The sequence below is a fragment of the Glacieibacterium frigidum genome, from assembly GCF_007097155.1.
In the GTDB taxonomy this organism is placed as follows: domain Bacteria; phylum Pseudomonadota; class Alphaproteobacteria; order Sphingomonadales; family Sphingomonadaceae; genus Glacieibacterium; species Glacieibacterium frigidum.
The window spans coordinates 184,109-200,499 of record NZ_VJWA01000002.1 but is presented as its reverse complement, the minus strand read 5'-3'; the positions used below and the strand labels follow the sequence as shown (position 1 = coordinate 200,499).

Below are 16,391 nucleotides of genomic sequence, written 5' to 3'. Positions count from 1 at the left end.
CTCCCAGACGCTCGGGCCTGCCGTTGTGGCCTGTCCCGTAACGACTTTCAACCGCGCGCAGCTTACGCCGTGCGAGCCGCCGCCGCCGCCTCGAACACTGCTTCGAACATCGGCGTCGTCAGCCGCCCGGTGTTCGTGTTGAGGCGCGAGCAGTGATACGAGTCGATCATCACATAGCCGGTGTGCAGCCGGTGGACCGCGCCGTGCGCGAACGGATGCTTTGGCAGCTTGCCGCCGAGCGCCTTGACTACCGACTGATGCGCGATCTGGCCGAGCGCGACGACGACTTTCAGGTTCGGCAGGCTGGCGAGCTGGCTCTCGAGGAACGGGCGGCAGGTCCGCACTTCCTCGGGCGTCGGGCGATTGGCAGGCGGCACGCAGCGCGCGGCGTTGGAGATAAAGGCTCCCGTCAGCCGCAGCCCGTCGGCAGGGTCGGCGCCGTACTCGCCCTCCGACAGCCCGAACTTCGCCAGCGTCGCGTACAGCAGCACGCCCGCGCCGTCGCCGGTGAACGGCCGCCCGGTGCGGTTCGCCCCCGACACGCCCGGCGCCAGCCCCGCGACGCACAGCCAGGCCTCCGGATCGCCCCAGCCGGGGACGGGCGCGTTGAACCAGTCGGGGTGCGCGATGCGGTTGGCCTCGCGGTATTCGACGAGGCGCGGGCAGCGCGGGCAATCTCTTGGCGGGTCCCCCGCATAGGCAAGCGGCGGGTCGGGGAGGAAGTTGGTGTCCATCGGCGTGGCGTGTAAGCGGCGGCGGGCATGGCGGCAAACACCCTGATCGCGCTCGGCTCGAACCGGCGGCACGGGCGGCACGGATCGCCCGCCGGGGTCGTCGCCGCGGCGGTCGCGGCGCTCGACGCGGCAGGCCTGCGGGTCGTGCGGCGCTCGCGGACGCATTCGACCGCTGCCGTGGGCCCGGGCGGGCGGCGCTTCGCCAATGCCGTGGTGGCGGTGGCGACCGATCTTGGCCCGGCGCAGGTGCTGGACGTGCTCAACGGCATCGAGGCGGCGTTCGGCCGCCGCGGCGCGCGGCGCTGGGGGGCACGGGTGCTCGACCTCGACCTGCTGGCGCAGGGGCCGGCGGTGCTGAAGACCCGCCGTCTGACGCTGCCCCACCCGCGCCTGCATCAACGCGCCTTCGTCCTCGACCCGCTGGTCGAGGTAGCGCCGCGCTGGCGTCATCCGCTGCTGGGCGCGACCGCGCGTCAGTTGCACGCCCGCCTCCACCGCCCTAAAGCGGCATCGCCGAGCCCTTAGCTCAATCGGTAGAGCAACTGACTTTTAATCAGTAGGTCGCGGGTTCGAATCCCGCAGGGCTCACCAACATCTTCAGTCAGTCGTGTGAAGACGCCGTGGCCGCGATCACGGCGCTTAATCCAGCAGGCTGCGTGACGACCGCGACGCACAAGGAAAACCCGCGCCGTTGCCGGCGCGGGTTTCTTCGTCCGTGCAGGCGTGTGCGGGACTAGAAGCGGAAGCGCCCGGTCACGCCGTAGGTGCGCGGCTCAGCCAGGAAGCTGCTGAACAGCTGGTTCGCCACGGTGCCGAACGCCGCGGTCTGGGCCGAGGAGCCCGCGCCCTGGAACGGCGTGTTAAAGGCGACCTGCTTGTAGTTCACGTTGAAGATGTTCTGGCCCCACAGCTCCAGCGCCCACTTCTGATCGGCACCGCGGATGCCGATGCGGGCATTGACGGTCGTGAACGACGCCTGCTCCTTCTCCGGAAAGAGGTCGGAGCCGGTGTTGTACTTGGAGGTCGTGCGGCTATCGACATAGAAGAGCCCGCTCAGCCCGCTGCTACCGATGTCCGGCGTGAACGCGGCCGAGGTCGTGACCGTGTGCTTCGGCGCGTTCGACAGCTGGCGGCCCGGCAGCAGGAAGAGCGCCGGGTCGAGCGCCTCGCCCGAGGTGCTGCCGACAAGGTTCTTCTTATAAAACGTGTCGGAGTAGGTGTAGCCGGCGCTGACCTGGACGTTCGGCGTCGGGCTGAGGACGGCCTCAAGCTCCACGCCCTGGCTGATCACGCCGGGCTTGACCTTGCCGGAACAGGCACCGGTGGTCGCGCTGGAATCCTGGTCGAGGCCGTTCAGGCTGTCGCCGCAGGAATTGATGTTCTGCACGACGAAGACGGTGCCGTTGAAGGTGTTCAGCTGGAAGCTCTTGAACTCCTGGCGGAAGACCGCGGCGTTCAGCGTGAAGCCGCGCAGCTTCAGCTTCGCACCGAGCTCGTAGGCATCGACCTTCTCGGGCTCGAACTGCAGGTTTGCCGCATTGGCGTTCGAGCGCGGGAACAGCGCAGAGCCGAGGTCCGAACGGTCGAGGTTGTAGCCGCCCGCCTTATAGCCCTTGGCGTAGGAGGCATAGACCAGCAGCGGATCGATCGGCTTCCACGACAGGACCGCGGTGCCGGTCCACTGGCTCTCCTTGAAGCTGTCGTTAAGGTTGAGCGCGTTCAGCGCCGACGACGAGTTGCCGGTGCAGCTGAGCGTGATGATGCCGCCGGCCAGCGCCGCCAGCGCCGGGTTGCCCAGAAGCGGCCCCAGCGACGACTGCTGCGTCGGGCAGACAGTGTTGTTGTTGACGAAGTTGGCGTCAAAATCCTTCTGCTCGTGCGTGTAGCGCGCACCCACCGTCAGGCTGAGCCGGTCGGTGACCTTGAAGATGTTGTGCGTGAAGAACGCGTAGTTCTCGCTGTCCTGGTTGTAGACGGCACGCTGGTCGCCGAGGTCGTTGAGCGTCGACAGCCGCTGCAGGCCTCCCGCAATCAGCGGCGCCGCGGCACCGAAGCCGCCATTCAGCACGGCCGTCGCGGTGGCGCTGAGGCAGCCCGGGTTCGCGGTGTTGATCAGCGCCTGGTACGGGATGCCAGTCGCTTCCTGCAGGCCCGAGACGACGCGGCAGGCGGCGAACTGGCCGTACTGCGTGCCGAAGCGGGCGTTATCGACGACCTTCAGCTTCTCGCGGCTGTAGAAGCCGCCGACCAGCCAGTCGAGGCGGTCGTCGAACAGCGAGCCCTGGAGGCGGACTTCCTGCGTGAAGGTCTTGAAGCGGCGGAACGCGTTGCCGTCGTCCGCGCGGTAGGTGAGGTCGAGGTTCGTATAGTCGATGTCGGCAGCGCCGCCGGCCTTGTACTGGCGGTAGGCGGTGATCGAGGTCAGCGTGACGTCGCCCAGGTCCCAGTCGAGCTGGCCCGAGCCGCCCCAGTCGGTCGTGGTGTTGCGGAACGAGCGGCCCGGCGTCACGGCGATCTGGCGGCTGTACGGGTCACCCGGGGTAGGGAAGACGTTGCCGAGGCGGCCGAGGATGTCGACGATGCGGTTGGTGTTCGCGGTCGCGACCGCACGATCGGTGTTGAAGCCCGGCGAAGTGGCGTTCTGCGCGCCGCCGGTCGGGTCGAAGGTCTCGCGCGTCGAGGTGTAGACGGCGGCGCAGCACTCCTCGTTCCGGTTCGTGTAGTCACCGATCAGGCGCAGGCTGATGTCGTCGGTCGGCGTGAACAGCAACTGGCCGCGGACGAAGTAGCGGTCGCGGTCGTTGACGCGGCCGTTGCCACCGGTGACGTCCTTGTAGAAGCCGTCGCGCTTCACAAAGACGCCGTCGATGCGGGCGGCGAGCTTCTCGGCGATGATCGGGCCGGTGACGCCACCCTGCAGGCGGATCTGGTTGTAGTTGCCGTAGGTCGCCTCGCCATTGGCGCCGAAGTCGAACGACGGCTTGGCGGTGATGATGTTGATCAGGCCGGCGGACGCGTTGCGGCCGAACAAGGTGCCCTGGGGACCGCGCAGCACCTCGATGCGCTCGATCTCGCCGAGCTCGTTGAGGCCCGAGCCGGTGCGGCTGCGGTAGACGCCGTCGATGAACACCGCGACCGAGCTTTCGAGGCCGGGGTTGTCGCCGACCGTGCCGATGCCGCGGATACGGGCCGAGCCGTTGGCCTCGTTGCCGGTCGACGAGACGAGCAGCGACGGCGCGAGCTGATTCAGTGCGCGGATGTCGTTGGCGCCGGAGTTCTGGAGCGACTCCTGGCTGACGGCCGAGACCGCGATCGGCACGTTCGACAGCGCCTGGCTGCGGCGCGTCGCGGTGATGATGATCTCGCCGTCGTTGGGGTCGCTGGCGTCAGCAGTGCCCGGTGCGACGGCATCGGAGACAGCGCCCTGGCCGGCAGTTGCGGGGACCGGCGCGGGCGACGCGTTCGGCGTGTTGACGGTGAGGGCGGCGCTGCCGGCCGGAGCATCGGCAGTCTGGGCGAGCACAGCGGCAGGCATGACGAGGGCACAGGCCGAGGCCAGGAAAAGATGCTTCATGTTGCTCCCAAAGGCTTTTTTTGATTTTACGAACGGACGCGTCCGGTACGGTCCACGGTGCTGGACCTCAAGCGTGATTACGGGTCCGTCTCGTTATCAAATTGCGAACGTTGCCGATGGGGCACAGTGGCACGGCGGAAGTGGCCTTCGTCCGCGGCCCAGCGCGGCGCGCCAGCAGGAGACAAGGCCATCGAGCATTGCGCCAGAATACCTCTCGGCCAGTCCGGCGTATCTCGATCGCTTCGGGACACCGGGGTCGGTCGACGACCCCGGCGGTCGCGCTGGCTTTCGACGTCGTTGTCCGGGGGGCCAAGATCTACACCGCCGCCGGTCTTGCCGGGCTCGGCCTGATCCAGGTGCCGCGCTGCCGCGTCGAGCACCGGATAAGGTCCGGAGAACTGGTGCCGGTGCTGGAGCATCAGCCGCCCGCCCCGATGCCGATCCACGTTCTCTACCCCGCGAGCCGCAATCTCGCCCCTCGGGTGCGGACGCTCGGGGACTGGCTCGCCCGGCTGTTCGAGACGGCACAGGCGGCTGGGAGGATATGACCGTACTGCGGAAGACATCCATCGCGGGCCCTAGCTTCGAATATCGCCGCCGCCGAAAACGATCTGGTTGCGCGCGGCGGGTTCGAACAAGCCATAGAGGAACGGCTGGTTGCCGCTGCTCACCGCATCGAGCGCAGCACGATGCTCCGGCGGCAGGGTAAGGCCGAGTGCAGTGACGTTGTCGGTCACCTGATCGGACCGGCTCACCCCCATCAACGTCGAGGCGACGCCCGGCCGCCCGACCACCCAGGCCAGCGCCACGCGCGCCGGCGTCTCGCCAATCGTCGCTGCGATACGCTTCAGGACGTCCAAGACCTGCCAGTTGCGCTCGGTGAACAGCGTGTCGCCGAACGGATTGTCGCCATCGAGGCGCTTGTCGTCCGCAGGCCGCGCCGAGGTGTCCTCGCCAGCCTGGTTGGGGACGCCGCCCGCCCGCTTCGGACCCGCCTCGACGGTGGCGCGGTCGTATTTGCCCGTCAGCAGGCCATAGGCGAGGGGGCTCCACGGGATGAGCCCCATGCCGGCCGACCGCGCAAGCGGCAGATGCTCGGCTTCGACCCCACGCTCGACCAGCGAGTAGAAATACTGCAGCCCGATCGGCGCCGGATCACCCTGGACCCGCGCCAGTGTTGCGAGCTCGGCGACATACCAGGCAGGGGTGTTCGACACGCCCCAGTAGCGGATCTTGCCCGAAGCCACGAGGCCGGCCATCGTCCGCAGCAATTCCTCCGCCGGCGTGATGCCGTCCCAGACATGCACCCAGTACAGGTCGATAAAGTCCGTCTGGATCCGGCGGAGCGACCCTTCAACCGACGCCAGGATGTGGCGGGCGCCGTTGCCGCCCGCATGAGGGCCCCGGCCAGTCGCAAATCCGGATTTGGTCGCGATGACCATCCGCTCGCGCGACGATTGCGCAGCGACGAAATTGCCTATCATTTCTTCCGATCGTCCGCCGGCATAAACGTCGGCGGTATCGACGAAATTGCCGCCGAGCTCGGTATAGCGTTCGAACACCGCGCGGCTGCCGCCCTCGTCCAGCCCCCAGCGGGGCGTGCCGAAGGTCATCGTGCCGAGAGCCAGCGGGCTGACGAGCAGGCCGGAGCGGCCGAGCGGGCGATAGGTATCGAGGTTCATTGTGGCGTCCTGCAGTTGGTCGCCTTCAGATGGACGCCATGCGGCCGCAGGATTAGGGCGTCCGGCTCGCATGGGCTCCTGAAGGATGTGCAGCAATGGATCGCGATCTCTGGTCCGGCCTCGCGGTGTTCGAAGCGATCGTCGAGGCTGGCAGCTTTGCCCGGGCGGCGACACGCCTTGGCCTGTCGGCTTCCGCGTTAAGCCATGCGATGCGGTCGCTGGAGACGAAACTTGGCGTTCGGCTGCTCGACCGTACCACCCGGTCACTCGCGCCGACGCCCGCGGGCGAGGAACTGCTGCTTCGGTTGAGGCCGGCAATAGCCTCGGTCGCGGGCGCCCTGGAGGATCTGGACGGCGCCCGCGAACGGCCGGCAGGGCGTATCCGGGTCAGCGCGCACCGGGTCGCGGCGATCTATGCCATCCTGCCAAGGCTTGCCGACTTCGCGCGTGCCTATCCCGACATTGCCGTCGAACTGGTTGTCGATGACGGGTTCGTCGATATCGTCGCCGGCCGTTTCGACTGCGGGGTACGGCATGCGCTGAGCCTGCAAGCCGACATGATATCGGTCCGCATCAGCGAGCCGGTGCCGCTCGTCTTCGTCGCCGCCCCGGCCTACCTCGTCGACCGTGCCGCCCCCGTCGATCCGGACGACCTCGTCCAGCATCGATGCCTGTGTTACCGATACACGTCGTCCGGTGTGGTCCACCGTTGGGAATTCGAGCGGGATGGCCAGACGTCCGAGCGGTCGATCAGCGGCGCCTTCACCACCAACGACATCGACGTGATGCGCGACGCCGCGCTGGCAGGGCTGGGCGTGACCTGTCTTCCCCTGCCGCACGCGGCGCGACAGCTGGCCGACGGCACGCTGGTCGAGGTGTTGGCGGGCTGGGCACCCACCTTGGCGCCGAACCACCTCTATTATCCCAGCCGACGCCAGCCGACTGCTGCGTTCCGGGCATTTGTGACGGCGATGCGCATCTGACGAGCGCGTTTCCCGGGGAGCAAGACCGTGGAAACTCGGCGAGTTTACCTTGCCAGACCCACAAAGCCGCTTTCCTCCGCTTCGAACGGCACCTTGGTCATGGTTTCCGACACCTGCCAGAGGCGGGCGGCAACAGCCTCGTCGAGCGCTTTCGGTGGCACCTTTGCCCGCGCAGGGTTGCCCCGCAGTTCACCCGGCCCGTCCTGACCGCAATAAGCTCCACCTCTCGCCTCAGGCGATGTCGCCGCGAACAGCGTCGGGAGCGCTGGGCGGCAGGCTCGGCGGGCTGTTAGCGGCATTGGTGCTCGCCGTGGCCGGGACAGAGCATTGCGGCAGGATCGGGCTCAATAGCTCGTCAGTTCGAAGCAAAGGGGTCGAAGCTGGCGACATCTTCTTGTACATGCATGAAGTTGAGCTTCATCGAATAAGCGCCGGGGAGCACACCATGAACCGCATAGCGGCAACGAAGATACATCTCGGCGATCGCGCTGACATGCGCGCCCTCGACAGTCTCGGTGTCGCCCGTTTCGACGTCGGCGGTCAGGCAGTCCACGTCCCTTCATGCCGGTCACGCGGGAGGTCGTCTCTCAACTTCAGGCGTCGGTATTCGCGAGAGTACTGGCAACCGAAGCGTCGAAATGGCCATGCATGCAGTGCGCGGCGCGCGCCGCATCGCGATCCATGATCGCGGCGGCGAGCTGCTGATGCTGGCGGATGATCGCCTGCTGCTCCGCTGCGGTCTTGCGGGTGCGCCAGGCGGCAGGAACCGCGATCTGCATCAGCGGACCGAAAGACTGGATGATCTGCGTCAGCAGCGCGTTTCCGGCTGCGCGGGCAATGGCGCGGTGAAAGGCGATATCGTGCCGCGTGATCGCCGCCATGTCGTCGATGTCGCGTTCGATACTGTCCGCCAGCGCCACGATCTCGGCGGCCTCGGCATCGGAGCGGTTGACCGCCGCGAGCTCGGCGGTGCGCGCCTCGAGCGTGCGGCGAACCTCCCAGACCTCCAGCACGCTGATCTGCGCGGTGCCGATCGCATGGTCGAGCGATGTCGCCATCACCGAGCCGTCGATGGCGGCGACGCGCGCCCGGCGGCCGTTGCCGACGTCGATCAGGCGCAGCGCTGCAAGCCCGCCGAACGCCTCGCGCATCACCGCCCGGCTGACGCCGAGCTGGCCTGCGAAATGCGCCTCGCCGGGCAGCGTGTCGCCGACGCGCAGCCCCTGGTCGCGAATAAAGCCATGGACCGCATCCATCGCCTGGCGGACCAGTGAATTGCCCTGCACCGCGTGCAACGCCATCTAGGCCGCCATAGCTCGTGCGCGGCAGTCGGTGGGCGACTGGCCATAGCGCCGTCCGAACGCCCGGGTGAAGCTCGCATTGTTCAGATAGCCGTTGCGATAGGCGACCTGCCCGACCGGAAGGTCGGTGGTCAGCAGCGCACGGCGCGCCTCGTCGAGCCGTCGCTCGAGCAGCGCCTCGGCGACACTCGAGCTGAACAAGGCGCGAAAGCCACGGGTCAGCTTGGCGCGGTTCAGGCCGCAGGCCCGCGCGATCGCCGCGAGCGTCAGGGGCTCGCTCCAGCGTTCGTCGATGATCTGGCGCGCCATCAGGATGCGGCGCGTATCGACCGGACCGAGCGGAATGTCGGGGACGAGAGTGCCGGCCGTTATCTCGGGGACGGTCTCGCAGAGCAGTTCGATGCTCTTGGCGAGCCGGTAGGTCTTGAGCGCCTCGCCGACGCGGTCGCGCGACAGCAGCGCCTCGGTAACCCGGCGCAGCTGGTGACTCAGGTGATAGCGGCCGCCGTCGCAGGCGCGCGCGCCCCATCCGAACAGCCGGTCGAGCGCCTCGCGCGCGACGACCAGCGCGAAACCGCCGTCGAGCTCGGCACGGCAGTCGGGCGCAGCCACCACCATGACGCGCGCATCGACGAACATCAGCGCCACCGGGTCTGCCGGGAACTCCGCCACCGGCAGCGGCCCGGCGCCGATCAGCGTGACCATTTCAGGGGAGACGTGGACGATTTCCATAAGTCGCACGGTATCGAACACGGATGCGTCTGACAATCACCTTTCAGATAGGTCTGCGCGCCGCGATGATGAAGCAGACCAGCGAGAAGGCACTGACCGTCGTCGCAACCAGCGCCAACGCGGCCGGCAAGTGCGCCTCACCGCCCAGCAACGTCGCGATCCAGCCGACCAGCGGCGGCGCGAGGCCGAACGCTACGAGACCGGCGAGCGCGAGGAAGATGCCGATGCCAAGGCCGCGCATCTCATTGGGCAGGGTCACCGCAAGGACGGCCGCAATGATGACGCCGATGACGTAGCCCGAGAAGGCGAACAGCGCGAGCACCACCGCGAACCCGGTGACGCTGCCCATCACCGGGAAAAGTGCCGCCGGCACGCTGAGCCCTGCCGCGAGGATCGCCGGGAACAGGATACGCCCGCGCTTCTGCCCCCAGTCGGCGGCCAAGCCGCCGGTGACCGCTCCCACGATACCGGTGACGAGCATGATCGCGCCCATCCAGCCGCCGAATTGATCGGGAGTCAGGTTGAACGCGCGGCCGAGCACCGGCGCCGCCCAGATCGCCGCGGCGGTGTCCGCCATCGCCACCGCGACGCCGCCGGCGAACAGCGGCAGGATGAAGCTGCGGCGCGCCCACAGGCTGCGCAGCACGACGCCGAATGGCGGTCGCGTGCCCTCGATCTGCGTCTCCTGCCGCGCGGGTTCGCGCAGCATCAGCAGCGGCAAGGTCAAGACAGCCGCTGCGATCGCGAGGATGACGTGCGACGCCCGCCACGCTGACAGCTCTCCCAGCGACGGGCCGGCGATCTGGAAGAAGCCGAACAGCGCGCCGGTCGCGCTGAATGCCGCCGCCTGGCCGGCCGACTTGCCGAGCGTCAGGATCAGCATCGCACGGCCCCGCTCGGACTGCCCGCACAGGTCGGCGGCGATCGAGATGGCGGCGGTCAGCGCGCCCGCGATGCCGATGCTCGCCAGCATGCGCGCGACGAAGAGCATCGCTGCGCTACCGGCGAAGGCCGTGCCCAGCGTGCCCATGGTCCAGATCACCGACATGCCGAGCAGCAGGTGCATGCGGTTGACCCGGTCGACCGCTGCACCCGCCGGCGCCGACAGCAGGACCAGCGGCACCGCCGCCGACACCCCCTGGATGGTGCCGAGCATCACGTCGCTCAGGCGCAGCTCCGCCTTGGCCGCCTCCTGAACCGCGCTGAACGATCCGACGCTCAGGAAAGCCATCGCGACGACTACCGCCAGGACGAGCAATGTCGGCCAGTTGCGCCGGATCGTCGGCGCGAGCCCGTCCAGGCGCGGCATCGCGCGGTCTGCAGGGACCGGGGAGCCGGCATCGACGAGGTTCGGGCTATCCATCGCGCGCGCCTCTCAGAGCTGGAAGATCTTGCCGGGATTCAGCAGGTCGGTCGGGTCGAAGGCGCGCTTGATCAGGCGCATCAGGTCGACCGCCTCGCCCAGTTCGGCGACCAGCCAGTCCTGCTTGCCGACGCCGATGCCGTGCTCGCCGGTGCAGGTGCCGTCCATCGCCAGCGCGCGCTCGACGAGGCGCACGTTGATCGCCTCGACCTCGCGCATCTCGTCGGGCGTCTTGGGGTCGATCGAGAAAACGACGTGAAAATTGCCGTCGCCGACATGACCGAGGATGGTCGCGGGGACCGTGCCGGCGTCGAGGTCGGCGCGAGTCTGCTCGATGCACTCGGCAAGGCGGCTGATCGGGACGCAGACATCTGTGGCCCAGCCAACCGCGCCGGCGCGCATGTTGACGGCGGCGTAATAGGCCTCGTGCCGGGCCTTCCAAAGCCGCGACCGCTCCTCGGGCAGATTCGACCAGCTGAACGCGCCGCCGCCATTGTCGGCCGCTAGCGCGCCGACGGTCTCGACCTGCTCGCCGACCTGAAGGGGGGAGCCGTGGAACTCGAAGAACAGCGTCGGCGCCTCGGGATAGTCGAGCTTCGACCAGCGGTTGACCGCGCGCATCTGCACCGCATCGAGGATCTCGACGCGCGCCAGCGGCACACCGAGCTGGATCGACTGGACGACCGTGTCGACCGCGCCTTTCAGAGTGCCAAAGGCGCAGACGGCGGACGAGATCGCCTCGGGGATCGGGTGCAGACGCAGCGCCACCTCGGTGATGATGCCGAGCGTTCCCTCCGATCCGACGAACAGCCGCGTCAGGTCGTAGCCGGCTGCCGACTTGCGCGCCCGCCTGGCGGTCCGGATGATGCGGCCGTCGGCGGTGACCACCTTCAGCGACAGCACCGCCTCGCGCATCGTGCCGTAGCGCACGGCGTTGGTCCCCGAAGCGCGCGTCGATGCCATGCCCCCGATCGTGGCGTTGGCGCCCGGATCGATCGGGAAGAAGAGGCCCTTGTCGCGCAGATACTCGTTCAGCTGCTCGCGGCGCACCCCAGCCTGGACGACGCAGTCGAAGTCCTCGGCATTGACTTCGATGATCGCGTCCATGCCCGACAGGTTGATCGCGACCCCGCCCCGTACCGCCAGCGTGTTGCCTTCGATCGACGTGCCGGCACCGAAGGCGATGATCGGCGTGTCGTGCGCCATGCACAGGCGCACCAGGGCGGCCACCTCCTCGGTGGTTTCGGCGAAGACGACCGCCTGAGGGGGCATCGGCGTGAAGTGCGATTCGCTTCGGCCATGCTGGTCGCGGATCGCGTCGCCGGTCTGCACGCGGTCGCCGAAAATCGCCTGCAGTCCGGTCATCAGGGCCGGCGCCAACGGCGGAGCGGCGAAAATGGGGTGCGCGGTCATCGTGCTAGAACTTGATACTTGCCCGAACGCCGTAGCGTCGCAGGTCGCCGATGATGCCGAGGTCGGACGCCGGAAGGCCGGCCAGCACGAGCGTCGTCTTCTCGATATAGGCTTCGAAGTACCGCTTGTTGAACACGTTGTTGGCGAACAGCGACAGCTCGAGCGGCCCGTGGCGGTAGGTGATCGACGTGTTGGCCAGGACATAGCCCTTGAGGAAGGTCGGCGTCGTCTCGTTGAGCGTTCCTGCAAGTCGCTTGCCCTTGGCGGTCGCGCCGGCGGTCAGCGTCAGCGTGTCGCCCCCGCCGAGCGGAATGGCATAGTCGCTGTAAAGACTGCCGGTGAAGTCAGGCTGGAAGGTCAGCCGATCCGACGACAATTGGCGGCCGGTGATCCGGGTATACGGGCTGCTGTCGGTCAGCCGGGCGTGCATCAGGGTGAGGCCGCCGGTAATCGTCCATTCGCGCGTCGGCTTCACCAGGCCCTCGACCTCGACACCATAGCTTTCGACGTCGCCGCTGTTGAGGTCGACGGTGACCAGCCCGCCGCCCGCCGCCGGGGCGATCGAGTTGAGGCCGATATAGTCCTTGTAGTCGCTGTAGAATGCCGCGACGGAGATCGAGGCGCGACGGTCGGGCGAGGCGAACTTGGTGCCCAGCTCATAGGTCCAGGCGCTGTCGCCCTTGTACGTCCGGACCGGCGCGGTCGGGGCGTTGAAGCCGCCGCCGCGATAGCCGCGCGCGACCGACGCATAGGTCATCAGGTCGCGGCTCCACTGGCGCTTCAGCGTGACGCGCGGCTCGACCTGGTCAGACTTGATCTGAGCCTGCGGGGTAGCACCACCCGACGGTGCGAGGGGGCCGACGACGGTCACCACCGAGCCGTTGGCCTCGCGGTCCTCGTGGTCGTAGCGCAGGCCGACGGATAGCTCCCACGCTTCGCTGGGCTTCCAGAACACCGTTCCGAATGCCGCATAAGTGTCGGCATTGGTGCGGTTCTGCGTCGTGCGAACGATATTGAAGGGCAGGCCCGTGAACGCCCCGAAGATCGTGCTGACATCCTGCGCGCGCGTCCGCTCATTGCTGTAGAAGAGCCCGAACAGCGAGGTGATGCTGTCGCTCCAGCTGGAGTCGAGGCGCGCTTCGACGGTCTTGGTACGCAGCCGGTCACTGCCGACGCTGCGCACGAAGTTGCCGGGCCCGAAGTCCCCCTCGCCGTCGGGCACCCGGCCGTTGCGGGCATCGTAGGAGCCGATCAGCGACAAGCTATTGTCGCCCATTTCGGCCTCGAGCCGCGCACTGACGCCGCGATAGCGGAAATCGACGCGGTTCAGGGTGTTGAACTGGACGTCACGCGAATAGTCGGTCGGACCGGTGACACGGGCATAGGGCGTGTTCACGCCGCTGACCCGGTCGTAATAGCCCTTAACCGTCAGGGTGACCGCCTCGCTGGGGGCTGCGCGGATGGTGGCGTTGACGCTGTCGGTGTTGAACGGATTGGCATCGCCGCCGATCACGGTGTTGCGCAGGAAGCCCTGCTGCTCGCGGTGCGAGGCGGCGACGCGGACCTGCAGCTTGTCCTCGATGATCGGCCCGGAGACCGACCCCGACACCAGCCAGCTGTCGTCGGGGCCTGCGTAGCTCGCAATGCCGCGCACTTCCAGGTCGTTGCCGGGCTGGCGGGTGATGACGTTGATCGCGCCGCCCAGCGTGTTCTTCCCGTACAGCGTGCCCTGCGGGCCGCGCAGCACCTCGATACGCTCGACGTCGAGCAGCGGGTTGTTCAAGTATCCGGTGTTCGGCTGATAGATGCCGTCGATGAACAGGCCGACGCCAGGCTGGACGCTCTGGACCAGCGTCACGCCGACGCCGCGGATCGAGACGAAGGCGCGGCCGGCGCCGTCGCTGCTGATGTTGAGGCCGGGGGCTAAGGTCGCGGCTTCGCGCACCGACTGGATGCCGCGGTTCTCGAGCAACGCTCCTGTCAGGGCGGTCGCCGCAACAGGCACGTCACGCAGCGTCTCCTCGCGCTTGCGGGCGGTCACGATGATGTCGCCGGCGTCGCTCGACGCGGCCGCCGCTTCGGCGGTGTTGGCGGCGGGAGAGTCCTGGCCAGTCGCCTTGGCACCGTTGTCGTTGGATTGAGCGTAGACGGGGGCCGCGACCAGCATTGCGGTCGTCAGCAAAATGGCTCGTTTCATTGTTATCCTCCCTTTATACGACAGACCTATATGATAGCTTACCTATCTGAAAGGTCATGGGAGTTTGCCGGGCGGCGCGGATACTATGCCGATCGGATCACCAGCAGCTGTAGCCGCCGTCGGCCAGCACGATACTGCCGGTCATCAGGCTGGCCGCATCGGACGCGAGGAAAGCGACGATCGAAGCAACTTCTTCGGGCTCACCGAGCCGTCCCATCGGCGTTCCGTCGATCCAGCGGCGATACATTTCGCTGGTCTGGTCGGCGAAGGCGTTGAGCGGCGTCCGGATGTAGGTCGGCGCGACCGCGTTGACCCGTACGCCGCGCCCGGCCCACTCAGCTGCAAGCGATCTGGTCAGCTGGTGAACCGCAGCCTTCGAGGCGTTATAATAGCTTTGTGGCTGCGGGCGGTTGACGATGAAGCCCGACATCGACCCGACGTTGACGATGCTGCCCGACCCTCGCGCAAGCATGTGCCGACCGAAGGCGCGCGCGCACCAGAAGCTGCCGTTCAGATTGACGTCGATGACGTTTAGCCAATGCTCGTCGGCCACATCTTCGGCTGCCGTCTCGCTGCGCGCGATGCCGGCATTGTTGACGAGGATGTCGACGCGACCATGATCGGCGACGAGCTGTGCGGCGATCGCATCGACCTGGCGCGAATCGGTCACGTCGAGGACGATGTCGCCGCCTTTCAGGTCGCCCGTCATGACGGTCGCGCCCATCTCCCGCAGCGCATCGGCGCACGCTGCCCCAATGCCCTGCGCTCCGCCGGTGACGAAGGCGACGCGCCCATCGACACGCAGGCGGTCGAGGTAGCTCACGGCAGGAAGGCGGCGGCGGGCATGACGGGTTCGTGCACGGCCTCGCCGCGCTCGAGCTGGTAGACACTGCGCGTCCCGGACTCGAACTCGGGCCAGGGCAGCGATCCGTCGCGGATGAAGCCTACCCAAAGCGCATGGATGCGGTCGGCGAGCGCCTGCGGCGGCGCGGTGCCGGCCAAGCCCTCAGGCCCGGTCGCGATGTCGAGCGTGTCGAAGACGAAGGGCAGCTCCATGCCGTGGCAGGCACCCAGTTCGCCGCCACAAGCGGGCGAGCGCCACTCGAACTCGTACATGTGGGTGCGCCCCTGATGCGCCGCCGCGAACACCCGCGCCGGCCAGCGGAACACGAGGTCGTGCAGCGCCTCGGTCATCGCCCAGCCGGCTTTCCTGCGGCCGAGCCCGTACGCCTTGAGTGCCTTTCCGGCGGCGGGCATCGACTTGCCGACGAACCACCGCGCCACCAGACCGATCATCTTGGCGCGTACGCCGGTCGGCACGAAATAGAGGTTCATCTCCTCGGCGTTGGTGCCGATCAGCAGCTGCACGTCCTTGCCAGCGCCGCGGCGCAGTGCCTCGACCGGATGCACGGGCAAGACGTCGTCACCGAACACCGGCACGAAGCGGCTGATGCCGAACACCGGCTCGAACCCGGCAGTATCCCGCAGGTCGACCTTGCCGGGCTTGGCCAGCCCCTCGATCGCGTCGAAGATCGCCCCGTACGGCGCGCTGCCGAACCCCGCCGCGTCGGGGGAAACCCTCAGCCGGCGTGCGAGCGTGTCGACCAGCCGCTTGGCGACGCCGATCTCGCGCACCATCGAGCCGTGGCCGCTCTGCACGATCGCGCGCCGGAACAGTCCGTTGGCAAGGGGCGAGGTGACCAGGTCGGCGGTCGCCATGGCACCGGCGCTCTCGCCCGTGACGGTGACATTGTCGGGGTCGCCACCGAAAGCGGCGACATTGTCCCGAACCCAGGCGAGCCCCGCCAGCATGTCGCGCAGCCCGAGGTTGGTCGGCACGCCGTCGATCGGCAGGAAGCCGTCGACGCCCAGCCGGTAGTTGATCGCGACGCAGACGATGCCGTCGCGCGCGAAGGCGGTGCCGTCGCTGATCGGCGCATCCTTGCTGCCGACCACGAAGCCGCCGCCGTGGATCCAGACCATGACGGGGTGGCCGTCCCCGGTTTCGGGAGCCCAGATGTTCAGCGTGAGATAGTCGTCGCCAGGCGGCTGGCCGCCGTCGACCAGGGGCTGCACGTCGAGACCGGGAAAAGGCTTCAGCCGCTGCGGATAGCTCGGTCCCGGCTTCGAGGCATCCCGAACCCCGGTCCAGGGTGCTGGCGGCACGGGCAGCGCGAAGCGGAGTGCACCTGCGGGCGGCGCGGAATAGGGAACGCCGAGGAACTGCCGAATACCATGGGCCGCAGTGCCCTTTATCCGCCCCTGTGGAAGCGTGATGACAGGTGCTGGTGACATGGCGTCGTTCATCGCAGCACTTTAGGCGCGAAGCTAAGTACCGCCAGGGGCACAGGTTTGCTCATCGAAACGATTGCTGTGCCGCCTAGACGGATTCGAGACCGTCGGCTTGTGCGT

14 protein-coding genes and 1 tRNA gene are annotated in these 16,391 nt (G+C 67.8%); 4 read left to right on the top strand and 11 right to left on the bottom strand.

Annotated elements, in window-relative coordinates; genetic code table 11:
* Positions 1-62 precede the first annotated feature (62 nt).
* Positions 63-734, bottom strand: coding sequence for a uracil-DNA glycosylase (locus tag FMM06_RS10475; RefSeq protein WP_144237348.1), 672 nt, complete (start codon positions 732-734; stop codon positions 63-65).
* A gap of 27 nt (positions 735-761) precedes the next feature.
* On the opposite strand from FMM06_RS10475, the gene folK reads away from it, so the two are divergent.
* Together folK and FMM06_RS10465 are read left to right on the top strand one after the other, a co-directional pair.
* On the top strand, positions 762-1,259 hold the full coding sequence (folK, locus tag FMM06_RS10470; protein ID WP_144237347.1) for a 2-amino-4-hydroxy-6-hydroxymethyldihydropteridine diphosphokinase: 498 nt from the start codon (positions 762-764) through the stop codon (positions 1,257-1,259).
* A tRNA-Lys gene (locus FMM06_RS10465) sits at positions 1,250-1,325 on the top strand. Before folK ends, FMM06_RS10465 begins: the two co-directional genes overlap by 10 nt.
* 142 nt (positions 1,326-1,467) lie before the next feature.
* Here FMM06_RS10465 and FMM06_RS10460 read toward each other — a convergent pair.
* On the bottom strand, positions 1,468-4,308 hold the full coding sequence (locus tag FMM06_RS10460; RefSeq protein ID WP_144237346.1) for a TonB-dependent receptor: 2,841 nt from the start codon (positions 4,306-4,308) through the stop codon (positions 1,468-1,470).
* 197 nt (positions 4,309-4,505) lie between these two features.
* Between FMM06_RS10460 and FMM06_RS10455 the strand changes: the two genes are divergently transcribed.
* Positions 4,506-4,856, top strand: a complete 351-nt coding sequence (locus FMM06_RS10455; RefSeq protein WP_207790279.1) for a LysR substrate-binding domain-containing protein — start codon at positions 4,506-4,508, stop codon at positions 4,854-4,856.
* 30 nt (positions 4,857-4,886) lie between these two features.
* Here the strand turns inward: FMM06_RS10455 and FMM06_RS10450 are convergent, their stop codons facing one another.
* Positions 4,887-5,990: an aldo/keto reductase gene (locus FMM06_RS10450; RefSeq protein WP_144237345.1), complete on the bottom strand. Its 1,104-nt coding sequence runs from the start codon at positions 5,988-5,990 to the stop codon at positions 4,887-4,889.
* A 95-nt stretch (positions 5,991-6,085) separates the two neighbouring features.
* Here FMM06_RS10450 and FMM06_RS10445 point away from each other — a divergent pair, with 95 nt between their 5' ends.
* Positions 6,086-6,973 (top strand): LysR family transcriptional regulator, encoded by an 888-nt coding sequence (locus FMM06_RS10445; RefSeq protein ID WP_144237344.1) that lies wholly within the window; start codon positions 6,086-6,088, stop codon positions 6,971-6,973.
* A 355-nt stretch (positions 6,974-7,328) separates the two neighbouring features.
* Here FMM06_RS10445 and FMM06_RS10440 read toward each other — a convergent pair whose 3' ends face one another.
* From FMM06_RS10440 to FMM06_RS10405, 8 genes are all read right to left on the bottom strand, one after another.
* A complete protein-coding gene (locus tag FMM06_RS10440; RefSeq protein ID WP_144237343.1) occupies positions 7,329-7,526 on the bottom strand; it encodes a hypothetical protein in 198 nt (65 codons plus the stop codon).
* A gap of 40 nt (positions 7,527-7,566) precedes the next feature.
* Positions 7,567-8,274 carry a FadR/GntR family transcriptional regulator gene (locus tag FMM06_RS10435; protein WP_144237342.1) on the bottom strand — a complete coding sequence of 236 codons (708 nt, stop codon included), beginning with the start codon at positions 8,272-8,274 and terminating at the stop codon, positions 7,567-7,569.
* Positions 8,275-9,042, bottom strand: a complete 768-nt coding sequence (locus tag FMM06_RS10430) for a helix-turn-helix transcriptional regulator (protein ID WP_144237341.1) — start codon at positions 9,040-9,042, stop codon at positions 8,275-8,277.
* Between the two features lie 7 nt (positions 9,043-9,049).
* Positions 9,050-10,369: an MFS transporter gene (locus FMM06_RS10425; protein ID WP_235889275.1), complete on the bottom strand. Its 1,320-nt coding sequence runs from the start codon at positions 10,367-10,369 to the stop codon at positions 9,050-9,052.
* Between the two features lie 12 nt (positions 10,370-10,381).
* The gene (locus tag FMM06_RS10420; RefSeq protein WP_235889274.1) at positions 10,382-11,734 is read right to left on the bottom strand and encodes an FAD-binding oxidoreductase; all 1,353 of its coding nucleotides are present in this window, start codon (positions 11,732-11,734) and stop codon (positions 10,382-10,384) included.
* A gap of 52 nt (positions 11,735-11,786) precedes the next feature.
* Positions 11,787-13,979 carry a TonB-dependent receptor gene (locus tag FMM06_RS10415; RefSeq protein WP_235889273.1) on the bottom strand — a complete coding sequence of 731 codons (2,193 nt, stop codon included), beginning with the start codon at positions 13,977-13,979 and terminating at the stop codon, positions 11,787-11,789.
* Positions 13,980-14,076: 97 nt separating this feature from the next.
* Positions 14,077-14,802: an SDR family NAD(P)-dependent oxidoreductase gene (locus FMM06_RS10410; protein WP_144237339.1), complete on the bottom strand. Its 726-nt coding sequence runs from the start codon at positions 14,800-14,802 to the stop codon at positions 14,077-14,079.
* Complete coding sequence (locus FMM06_RS10405) at positions 14,799-16,286, bottom strand: carboxylesterase/lipase family protein (protein ID WP_144237338.1); 1,488 nt, start codon at positions 16,284-16,286, stop codon at positions 14,799-14,801. The genes FMM06_RS10410 and FMM06_RS10405 overlap by 4 nt, the downstream gene beginning before the upstream one ends.
* Between the last annotated feature and the right edge of the window lie 105 nt (positions 16,287-16,391).